Raw genomic sequence first — 10,361 nt, forward strand, 5'->3', positions numbered from 1 at the left:
GGGATGGATTTTTGCGCAACGTGCGTTAAAACGGGTAACTCTGATGAACGGCAACCGAACGCCAGAAAGCGAGGAACGAACATGACCGGCTTGGGAGCTTTGCTCTACTGCGGATTCTTCGGTCTCGCGGCGCTGTGGCTGTTCGCGACTTCTGACTACCGGGCGGCCTGGCTGGGCCGTCAGGATCACGCCCAGCGGCCGGAGCGCTCGAACTCCGTCAGTGCCGCCACGGCGTCGGCGGACTCGAGCCCGCGACTGTTGACCCACGCGTCGTCGAAGTAGGTGTCGGCGTAGCGGTCGCCGCTGTCGGCCAGGAGCGTCACCACCGAACCGCTACGGCCCTGCGCCACCATCTCGGCCAGGAGTCCGAACGCGCCCCAGATGTTCGTCCCCGTTGACGGACCCACCCGTCGTCCCAGCACCTTGCTCACGTGCCGCGCGGCGGCCACCGACGCCGCGTCCGGCACGCACACCATGGCGTCCACGACGCCCGGCAGGAACGACGGCTCCACCCGCGGCCGGCCGATGCCCTCGATACGCGACGACGCCCCGGTGAACACTTCTCGGTCGCCCGTGGCCCACGACGGATAGAACGCCGAGTTCTCCGGGTCCACCACGCACAGCCGCGTGGCATGGCGCCGGTAGCGCAGGAACCGCCCGATCGTGGCGCTCGTACCGCCGGTGCCCGCCCCGACCACGATCCACTCCGGGATCGGGTGGGCCTCTTCACGCAGCTGCGAGAAGATCGACTCCGCGATGTTGTTGTTGCCCCGCCAGTCGGTGGCGCGCTCGGCGTTGGTGAACTGGTCGAGGTAGTGGCCGCCCGTCTCGCGCGCCAGACGCTCCGCCTCGTCGTACACCTGTGACGACTGTTCGACGAAATGGCAACGGCCACCCTGGTTTTCGATCAGCTCGATCTTGGCCGCGCTCGTCGACGACGGCATCACCGCGATGAACTCCAGCCCCAGCAGCGCCGCGAAATACGCCTCGGACACCGCGGTGGATCCGGACGACGCCTCGATGACCGTCGTGCGCGGGCCGATCCAGCCGTTGCACAACCCGTACAGGAACAGCGACCGGGCCAGCCGGTGCTTGAGGCTGCCGGTGATGTGCGTGCTCTCGTCCTTGAGATACAGCTGGACGTCGACGCTCGCGCTCCACGCGGCGGGCAGCGGATAACGCAGGAGATGGGTGTCGGCGCTGCGCCGGGCGTCGGCCTCGATGAGGCGGACGGCGTTGTCGACCCAGCCGCGGTCGACGCCGCGCGCCGCCACCGGCGCGGTCACCGCGCCGAGACGGCCGGCTGCGTCATGTCGGCGCCGATACCGGCGTGCCCGCCGCCTGTCGGGGCGGCCACCAGGGTCAGCAGCGTCACCTCGGGCCGGCAGCAGAAGCGCACCGGCGTGTACGGCGAGGTGCCCATGCCGGCCGACACGTGCAGCTGCGTGTGGGCGCCCCAGCGGGACGGGCCCTTTACCCGGGAGGTGTCGATGTCGCAGTTGGTCACGAGCGCGCCGTAGAACGGCACGCACAGCTGCCCGCCGTGCGTGTGGCCGGCCAGCACCAGCTGGTAGCCGTCCTCGGCGAAGCGGTCCAGCACGCGGGTGTACGGCGCATGGGTGACGCCCAGCGACAGGTTGGCGGCCGGGTTGGGCCGGCCGGCGATGGTGTCGTAGCGGTCGCGGTTCAGGTGCGGATCGTCGACGCCGGCGACGGCGATGAGCTGCCCGTTGACCTCGATCTCACGGCGGGTGTGCGTCATGTCCAGCCAGCCGCGCTCGGTGAACGCCGCGCGCAGGTCCTGCCACGGCAGCGGCCGTCCGGTGATCCGCTTGTGCTTGCTGAACAGGTAGTTGGCGGGGTTCTTCGGCTTCGGCGCGAAGTAGTCGTTGCTGCCGAACACGAACACCCCGGGCACCGCCAGCAGATCGCCCATCGCCTGCACCACGGCCGGCACCGACTTCGGGTGCGAGAGGTTGTCACCGGTGTTGACCACCAGATCGGGCTCCCAGCGGGCCAGCTCGCGCAGCCACGCCTGCTTGCGGCGCTGCGCCGGCATCATGTGCAGATCACTCAGATGCAGCACCCGCAGCGGCGACGATCCGGGCGTCAGCACCGGCATGGTGACCTCGCGGACCACGAACGCGTTGCGCTCGATGAGCGAGGCGTAGGCGAGGCCCGCGGCCAGGGTTCCGGCGACGGTGACGGCTGCGTTGCGGGCGATGGCAGACATGCAGGCAGCCTACTTGCTCAGCGCGGTGATTGGCCCGTTGTCGCTGGTCATCGTTAGAAAGCCCACAGGGTTGGCTTAGGTCGTTCTGAGGTTTCGGCCGGGCCTATGGGGGCGGGGGACCGAGGACCGGCACGGTGATGGGCGGCAGGCCCGGAATCTCCACGACCGTCGACCCGATCTGCACCGGTGGCAGGCCGTCGATGCCCGGAATCCCCACTGGCGGTGGCGGCGGAGGCGGCGGCGCGATGCCGTTGCTGACCTGGATCGTGATGATCGAGCCGGGGATGGTCTGACCCGACGGCGAGGTGCCGACGACCTGACCCGATGGCGCGGTGCTGTTGACCCACGACGGCTGCGCGGACAACTGGAAGCCGGCTTCCTTGATGCGGTTCTGCGCCAGGTCGAGGTCCATGCCCGCGACGCTCGGCACCTTGGAGCCCGGCCCACCGTCGACGTAGCGCGGGTCGGTCGGCGGCATCACCACGTTGGGCGGCGTGAACTGCTTCATCGCGGTGAACCACGTGCGGGCCGGCTCGTGGCCGCCGTAGAGGTCACCGCGGCCGCACTGGCGCAGCGGGTAGGAACACAGGTCCGACGGCGTGGTGGAGTCGTCGTAGATGTAGTTGGCGGCGGCGTAGGCACTGGTGAAGCCGAGGAACGCCGACGACCGGTGGGCCTCGGTGGTGCCCGTCTTTCCGGACATCGGGAACGTCCAGCCGACCGACTGCGCGGCGCCCGCGCCGGTACCGCTGACGGCGTCCTTGTTCATCGCGTTGGCCAGCGTGTTGGCAAGGCCCTCGGGCACCGCCTGCTCACAGGTCTGGGTGGTCACCGAGACCTCGTTGCCGTGCCGGTCGAACACCTTGTCCACCGGGTTGGGCGGGCACCAGGTGCCGCCCGACGCCAGCGTGGCCGCGACGTTCGACAGTTCGAGGGCGTTGACCTCGAACGGCCCAAGGGTGAACGAGCCGATGTTCTGCCGCTTGATGAAGTCGGCCAGGCTCTCGTTGCTGTTCGGGTCGTACGGGCGGGCGGTGCCCGGCGCCGCGTAGGACCGCAGCCCCAGCTTGACCGCCATGTCGACGGTCCGCGGGACACCGATCTGCGAGATCAGCTTGGCGAAGCCGGTGTTGGGCGACGACGCCAGCGCGTCGGTGATGTTCATGCTGCCCCGGTAGCGGCCGTCGTTCTCGACGCACCACTTGTCCTTGGGGCAGCCCTTGGCGCCACCGCTGCCGAGGCCCTTGGCCTCGAACCGGCCGGGCACGTCGAGCTGCGCGTTGATGCCCATGCCCATGTCCATGGCGGCCGCCGTGGTGAACAACTTGAAGATGGAGCCGGCGCCGTCACCCACCAACGAAAATGGTTGTGGCTGCATGGTTTCCCCGGCCGCGGTGTTCAGGCCGTAGGTCCGGTTGCTCGCCATCGCCACCACCTGGTGGTTGTCCTTGCCGGGACGGATGACGCTCATGACGCTGGCGATGCCGTCGATGGACGGGGACGCGATGCCGTCGATCGACGACTTGACCGAGTTCTGGATGTCCGGGTCGATGGTCGTGCGGATCAAGTAGCCGCCCTTGGCCACCTGGTCCTTGCTGATGCCGGCCTTCGACAGGTAGTCGAGCACGTAGTCGCAGAAGAAGGCGCGGTCACCGGCGGCGATGCAGCCGCGGGGCAGCTGGTTGGGCTGCGGCAGGATGCCGAGCGGCTCGGCCTTGGCGGCGCGCAGGGCCTCGGCTTCCTGGGGCACGTTCTGGATCATGGTGTCCAGCACCAGGTTTCGACGTGCCAGGGCGCCGTCGGGGTTGACGTACGGATCCAGTCCGCTGGTCGACTGCACCATGCCGGCGAGCAGCGCCGCCTGCTGCCAGTTCAGCTGGTTGGCGTTGATGCCGAAGTACGTCTGCGCGGCGTCCTGGATGCCGAACGCGCCGTTACCGAAGGACACCAGGTTCAGGTAGCGCGTCAGGATCTCGGACTTCGTGAACGTCTTGTCCAGGGTCAGCGCCATGCGGATCTCGCGCAGCTTGCGCGCCGGGGTGGTCTCGATGGCGGCCCGTCGCTCGGCGTCGCTCTGCGCGACCACGAGCAGCTGGTAGTTCTTCACGTACTGCTGCTCGATGGTGGAACCACCGCGCGTATCGGCCGAACCCGACATGTAGCCGGACAGGCCCGTCAGGGTGCCCTTCCAGTCAACCCCGTTGTGCTCGGCAAACCGTTTGTCCTCGATCGAGACGATGGCCAGCTTCATCGTGTTGGCGATCTGATCGCTCGGTACCTCGAAGCGGCGCTGCGAATACAGCCACGCGATGGGGTTGCCCTTGGCGTCGACCATGGTGGACACGGCGGGCGCATCACCTTCGACCAACTGGGCCGAACCGTTGGCCACGACGTCGGATGCCCGGTTGGACATCAGGCCGACACCCCCGATGAGCGGGAACATCATCGCGGCGAGCACGACGCTGGCGAGCAGAACGCACCACGTCATCTTGATGACGGTGACCGCGGTCGGCGGACGGTTCTGCGGTCGCTCGGACATGGGGTACAGCCTAGCGACCGTGGTGGCCAGCAGCTGAGTGCTGGTCGATTACCACGTCCTCAGGGCATCTAGGGGGCTGCGACACGGGCAAAAATTGACGTTTGGACACACGTCCCAAAAAAGCGGCCCCAGAACCATTGCGCAATAGGCCCCTGACCACCTAACTTGAACACACAATGCGATCTAGGTAACACTACTAGCCGCAATGTGGCGTAGATCGCATCAGTGATCTACTCGGGAGGACACGGCCGTCGGGAGACGGTGTGACGAAGGGATCGCTGGTGACAGGTACACAGCCAGTAGTTCGCGCGACAATCGCTCCCAAGGCCGGAAACGGCGCGATGCAGGGTGTGGTCCAACCTGAAGCCGAAGCCAGGATCGCCTGGGTTTCGCAGGCCCGATGCCGGCAGGCCGACCCCGACGAGCTGTTCGTCCGGGGCGCCGCGCAGCGCAAGGCCGCAGTCATCTGCCGGCATTGCCCGGTGATCGTCGAGTGCGGCGCCGACGCCCTCGACAACCGCGTCGAGTTCGGCGTGTGGGGCGGCATGACCGAGCGTCAGCGCCGCGCCCTTCTCAAGCAGCACCCCGAGGTGGTGTCCTGGGCCGAGTTCTTCGCGACCCAGCGCAAGCACCGCAACGCGGTCTGATTTCCTTCTGACACAACAGAAGTCCGCAGTTCTCTGCGGACTTCCGTTGTCCGGGCCGGGCTTACGCCTTGACGATGTCGCCCGTGATCTGATCAGCGATGGCCCGCAGCGCCTCGAGGTCTGACACCTCGAACGGCAATGACGGCACGCCCACCAGCGCCACATGCGGGTTGGCCCCGGTGAACCGCGACAGCAGCCGCACCTCACGCTTGGAGATGACGGTGCGGTTCGCGTGGATCCGCAGCGTCGCCGCGGCCAGCGCATCGGTGTCCTGACCGGACTGCTCCAGCTTGCCGGCGGCCTCGTCGGCCGCATCGGCGGTCAGGTCACACAGCATCGGGTGGGTGCGGTTGAGGATCAGGCCGGCCAGTGGCATCTGCTCCTGCGACAACCGGTCGACGAAGAACGACGCCTCACGCAGCGCGTCGGGCTCGGCAGCTGAAACGACGACGAACCGGGTACCCGGGCGCTTGAGCAGTTCGTAGGTGCGGTCGGCCTTCTCCCGGAACCCGCCGAACGTCGCGTCGAGCGACTGCACGAAACCGGCCGCGTCTGAGAGCATCTGCGAACCCAGCACCGTGGACAGCGCCTTCATCGCCAGGCCCATGGCCCCGGTGACCAGCCGGCCGATGCCGCGGCCCGGCCCGAGCAGCAGCCGCCACAGACGGCTGTCCATGAAGTTGCCCAGTCGCTTCGGCGCGTCCAGGAAGTCCAGCGCGTTGCGCGACGGCGGGGTGTCGACGACGACCAGATCCCACTTGTCCTCGGCCAGCAGCTGGCCGAGCTTCTCCATCGCCATGTACTCCTGCGTGCCCGAGAGCGACGTCGCGACGGTTTGGTAGAACTGGTTCTCCAAAATCGCGTCGGCCCGGTCCTCGCCGGAGTACTGCAGCACCATCTCGTCGAAGGTGCGGCGCATGTCCAGCATCATCGCGTAGAGCTCACCCGGCACCTCGGGAGCCAGCGGCACCCGCTGCGGGGTGTTGCCGAGATCCTTGATGCCGAGGGCCTGTGCCAGGCGCTTGGCCGGGTCGATGGTCAGCACCACGACGGTGCGGCCGTACTCGGCGGCCCGCAGCGCCATCGCGGCGGCGGTGGTGGTCTTGCCGACGCCGCCCGCGCCGCAGCACACCACGACGCGGTTCGCTTTGTCCGACAGGATCGCGTGCATGTCCAACTTCAAGGGCTTGCCGCTCATTTGGTGCCAACCCCTTGCTGCTCGAGTGCTTCGGCGAGTTCGTACAGGCTGCCCAGGTCGACCCCGTCGGGCAGAGCGGGCAGTTCGAGGCGGGGCACTTCGAGGGCGTCGAGCGCCTCGGCGCTCTCGGCGCGCGCCATCATGCGCGTCGCGTGCTGGATGGTCTCGGTGAGCAGTCCGGCGAAGTCGCTGTCGGACAACGAGATTCCGGCGTCCGCCAGGCCGGCGCGCACCGCGTCGGCGTCGACGACGCCCTCGGCGGCCTTCGCCAGATCCTCCTGCGACAGATACGCCGGGATGTTGCGGTTGACGATGACGCTGCCGATCGGCAGCTCCAGCTCCCGTAGTTCCTCGATGGCCTCCAGCGTCTCCTGCACGGGCAGCGCCTCCAGCAGCGTGACCAGGTGGATGGCGGTGAGCTCCGAGTGCAGCAGCTTCACGACGCCGTCGGCCTGGGAATGCACGGGCCCGCCCTTGGCGAGATCCGAGACGGCCTTGGTGACGTCGAGGAAGCGCGAGATGCGACCCGTCGGCGGGGCGTCGACCACGACGGCGTCGTAGGGGCGCTGTCCCTTCAGTTCCTTGGCGGTTTTGCCGTTGCGGACCACGACCTCTTTGATCTTGCCGGTGAGCAGGACGTCACGCAGGCCGGGCGCGATCGTGGTGGCGAACTCGACCGCGCCGATGCGCTTCATGGCGCGGCCGGCGATACCGAGGTTGTAGAACATGTCCAGGTATTCCAGGAACGCGGCCTCGGTGTCGATGGCCAGCGCGTTGACCAGCCCACCGCCCTCGGCGGTGGCGATCTTCTGTTCCCCGTACGGCAGTGGTGGCACGTCGAAAAGCTGGGCGATGCCCTGCCGCCCCTCGACCTCGACCAGCAGGACGCTGCGGCCGCCTGCGGCCAGCGCCAGCGCCAGCGCGGCAGCGACGGTGGTTTTGCCGGTACCGCCCTTGCCGGTGACGAAATGGAGGCGCGCCTGGTCCAGGCGCGCGGGCCAACCGGTGTGGGTTTGGCACGTCGATTCGGAGGTCACCCCAGCATGTTAACCATGCGGTACCCCTCGGCCGATAAGCTCGGCGGCATGAGCGAACCGACCCGGTGGGAGTACGCCACCGTCCCGTTGCTGATCCACGCCACCAAGCAGATCCTGGACCAGTGGGGCCAGGACGGGTGGGAGCTGGTGTCGGTGCTGGCCAACCCGAGCGGTGAGCAGCACGTCGCATACCTGAAGCGGCCGAAGTGACCGTCTCCGACCGGTTGGCCGAGCTCGGCATCGAGCTGCCGGAAGTCGTTGCGCCCCTTGCCGCTTACGTCCCCGCCGTCCGTACCGGGAACCTCGTCTACACCTCGGGCCAGCTGCCCATGCAGGGCGGCCAGTTGCCGGCCGAGGGCAAGGTCGGCGGCGAGGTCAGTGCCGAGGACGGCAAGGCCCTGGCCCGGATCTGCGGCCTCAACGCGTTGGCTGCCGTGCACGCGCTGGTGGGTATCGACTCGGTGGTGCGGATCGTCAAGGTCGTCGGTTTCGTCGCCTCGGCACCGGGCTTCAACGGCCAGCCCGCGGTGATCAACGGCGCGTCCGAACTGATGGGCGAGGTGTTCGGCCCGGCCGGTGCGCACGCCCGCTCTGCCGTCGGGGTCTCGGAGTTGCCGTTGAATGCGCCGGTCGAGGTGGAGTTGATCGTCGAGGTCGTATGACGCATCCCGCGTATGGCGTGCTGTGGCCGGTCACGGAGGCCGCCTCGGTACTGCTGTGCGACAACCCGGGGATCATGACGCTCGACGGCACCAACACCTGGGTGCTGCGCGGGCGCGGTAGTGACGAGATGGTCGTCGTCGACCCGGGACCTGACGACGATGCGCACCTCGAGCGCATCGCAGCACTCGGCAAGATTCCGCTGGTGCTGATCAGTCACAAGCACGACGACCACACCGGCGGCATCGACAAGCTCGTCGGCATGACGGGTGCGGTGGTGCGCTCGGTCGGCAGCGGGTTCCTGCGAGGACTCGGCGGGCCGCTCACCGATGGCGAGGTGATCGACGCCGCGGGCCTGCGGATCAAGGTCATGGCGACACCGGGGCACACCGCGGATTCGCTGTCGTTCGTCGTCGACGATGCCGTGCTGACCGCGGACACCGTGCTGGGTCGCGGCACCACCGTCATCGACAACGAGGACGGCAGCTTGCGCGACTACCTGGAATCGCTGCGGCGGCTGCAGGGCCTCGGGCAGCGGACCGTCCTGCCCGGCCATGGTCCCGATCTGGCCGACCTGTCGCAGGTGACGGCCATGTACCTCGCGCACCGCGAGGAACGGCTGGACCAGGTGCGCGGCGCCCTGAAAGTGCTCGGTGAAGAGGCCTCGGCGCGGCAGGTCGTCGAACACGTCTATACCGACGTCGACCAGAAGCTGTGGGACGCCGCCGAGAAATCGGTGCAGGCCCAGCTGGATTACCTGCGGACTGCTTGAACCAAACAAAGATGCCCCCGATGCGTGTCGGGGGCATCTTCGTCAGTACTACCGCGCTCGGCGGGCCAGCCGCTCGGAGTCGGAGATCAGCACGCTCTTGCCCTCCAGGCGGATCCAGCCGCGGTGCGCGAAGTCGGCGAGTGCCTTGTTCACGGTTTCGCGGGAGGCGCCGACCAGCTGGGCGATCTCTTCCTGCGTCAGGTCGTGGGTGACGCGCAGGGCGCCGCCCTCCTGGGTGCCGAAGCGCTGGGCCAGCTGCAGCAGCTGCTTGGCCACGCGACCGGGCACGTCGGTGAAGATCAGGTCGGCCAGGTTGTTGTTGGTGCGGCGCAACCGGCGGGCGAGCACGCGCAGCAGCTGCTCGGCGATCTCCGGGCGGTCCGCGATCCACGCCCGCAGCGCTTCACGGTCCATCGAGACCGCGCGCACCTCGGTGATGGTGATGGCGCTCGACGTCCGGGGACCCGGGTCGAAGATCGACAGCTCACCGAACATGTCCGACGGACCCATGATCGTCAGCAGGTTCTCCCGGCCGTCCGGCGACCGGCGGCCGATCTTCACCTTGCCGGAGATGATGATGTAGAGGCGGTCGCCGGGCTCGCCTTCGGCGAACACGGTGTGTCCGCGAGGAAAGTCGACAGGCTGCAGCTGTTTGGTCAGTGCGGATACCGCGGTGGGCTCGACACCCTGGAAGATTCCGGCCCTCGCCAGGATCTCGTCCACGTTGCTCCCTAAGGCTGGTGAGTGATAAAAAACGCGCGCAAGCTAGCCAGTGAACTGGTTAACAAAGTCAGTCTAGTGGTAAGCCGTTTCGCAACCAGCCACGCTACACACGATTCGCCTGGCGAGTCTCGCGAAATTGCGGATTGCTCGCATAGTGGGCATACGCGCGGCTGGGTAACTCGGGCTCACCGAAGGCGCCGAGCGGGTTGTCGCGCGTCGGCGACGGGGCCGCGAGGGCGCGCGGCTCCTCGAATCGGGGTGCCGATCGGTGCGGCAACGTACAGGCGGATGCGGATTGCTCCGACCAGGCGTTCTTGACCTTCTCGACGAAGGCTTTGACGTCTGCCGCGGTGTACGTCTCCTTGGACGTATCCAGCATCGCTTCGAGGCGGCTCAACCCGAAGGTTGCCAACATGAGCAACCCGGGAATGCACACCACGAGCAACCAGGACACACGCAGAAGTAAACACGCCGAATGTCTCAGGGTGATCACGAAACGACGCCGGTCAAAGTATCCTTACCGACTTCTCTCAGTACGCTTACCGGCGTGCC

At 67.7% G+C, this 10,361-nt stretch carries 11 protein-coding genes; 4 read left to right on the plus strand and 7 right to left on the minus strand.

The window, feature by feature from the left end; genetic code table 11:
• Nucleotides 1-185: 185 nt before the first annotated feature.
• From ACJH6H_RS00920 to ponA2, 3 genes are all read right to left on the minus strand, one after another.
• Entirely contained in the window at nt 186-1,286 is a 1,101-nt protein-coding gene (locus ACJH6H_RS00920; protein WP_318985372.1) for a PLP-dependent cysteine synthase family protein, read from the minus strand.
• A complete protein-coding gene (locus ACJH6H_RS00925) occupies nt 1,283-2,233 on the minus strand; it encodes a metallophosphoesterase (RefSeq protein WP_212807341.1) in 951 nt (316 codons plus the stop codon). Before ACJH6H_RS00925 ends, ACJH6H_RS00920 begins: the two co-directional genes overlap by 4 nt.
• 103 nt (nt 2,234-2,336) lie before the next feature.
• Entirely contained in the window at nt 2,337-4,772 is a 2,436-nt protein-coding gene (ponA2, locus tag ACJH6H_RS00930) for a transglycosylase domain-containing protein (RefSeq protein WP_212807340.1), read from the minus strand.
• Nucleotides 4,773-5,113: 341 nt separating this feature from the next.
• Between ponA2 and ACJH6H_RS00935 the strand changes: the two genes are divergently transcribed.
• Nucleotides 5,114-5,419, plus strand: a complete 306-nt coding sequence (locus ACJH6H_RS00935; RefSeq protein ID WP_020100988.1) for a WhiB family transcriptional regulator — start codon at nt 5,114-5,116, stop codon at nt 5,417-5,419.
• 61 nt (nt 5,420-5,480) lie between these two features.
• Here the strand turns inward: ACJH6H_RS00935 and ACJH6H_RS00940 are convergent, their stop codons facing one another.
• Together ACJH6H_RS00940 and ACJH6H_RS00945 are read right to left on the minus strand one after the other, a co-directional pair.
• On the minus strand, nt 5,481-6,617 hold the full coding sequence (locus ACJH6H_RS00940) for an ArsA family ATPase (protein WP_406774062.1): 1,137 nt from the start codon (nt 6,615-6,617) through the stop codon (nt 5,481-5,483).
• Complete coding sequence (locus tag ACJH6H_RS00945) at nt 6,614-7,654, minus strand: ArsA-related P-loop ATPase (protein WP_406774063.1); 1,041 nt, start codon at nt 7,652-7,654, stop codon at nt 6,614-6,616. The genes ACJH6H_RS00940 and ACJH6H_RS00945 overlap by 4 nt, the downstream gene beginning before the upstream one ends.
• Nucleotides 7,655-7,702: 48 nt before the next feature.
• Here ACJH6H_RS00945 and ACJH6H_RS00950 point away from each other — a divergent pair, with 48 nt between their 5' ends.
• From ACJH6H_RS00950 to ACJH6H_RS00960, 3 genes are read left to right on the plus strand one after another with little or no spacing between them, the layout of a single operon-like run.
• A complete protein-coding gene (locus ACJH6H_RS00950; RefSeq protein WP_090562576.1) occupies nt 7,703-7,864 on the plus strand; it encodes a DUF4177 domain-containing protein in 162 nt (53 codons plus the stop codon).
• A complete protein-coding gene (locus tag ACJH6H_RS00955; protein WP_061007129.1) occupies nt 7,861-8,316 on the plus strand; it encodes a RidA family protein in 456 nt (151 codons plus the stop codon). The genes ACJH6H_RS00950 and ACJH6H_RS00955 overlap by 4 nt, the downstream gene beginning before the upstream one ends.
• Nucleotides 8,313-9,086: an MBL fold metallo-hydrolase gene (locus ACJH6H_RS00960; RefSeq protein ID WP_346415092.1), complete on the plus strand. Its 774-nt coding sequence runs from the start codon at nt 8,313-8,315 to the stop codon at nt 9,084-9,086. Before ACJH6H_RS00955 ends, ACJH6H_RS00960 begins: the two co-directional genes overlap by 4 nt.
• 48 nt (nt 9,087-9,134) lie before the next feature.
• Here ACJH6H_RS00960 and crp read toward each other — a convergent pair whose 3' ends face one another.
• A complete protein-coding gene (crp, locus tag ACJH6H_RS00965; protein WP_020100982.1) occupies nt 9,135-9,809 on the minus strand; it encodes a cAMP-activated global transcriptional regulator CRP in 675 nt (224 codons plus the stop codon).
• Nucleotides 9,810-9,912: 103 nt separating this feature from the next.
• Nucleotides 9,913-10,224, minus strand: a complete 312-nt coding sequence (locus ACJH6H_RS00970; protein WP_406774064.1) for a hypothetical protein — start codon at nt 10,222-10,224, stop codon at nt 9,913-9,915.
• Nucleotides 10,225-10,361 lie beyond the last annotated feature (137 nt).

Source organism: Mycobacterium sp. SMC-21 (assembly GCF_045310825.1).
Taxonomy (GTDB): domain Bacteria; phylum Actinomycetota; class Actinomycetes; order Mycobacteriales; family Mycobacteriaceae; genus Mycobacterium.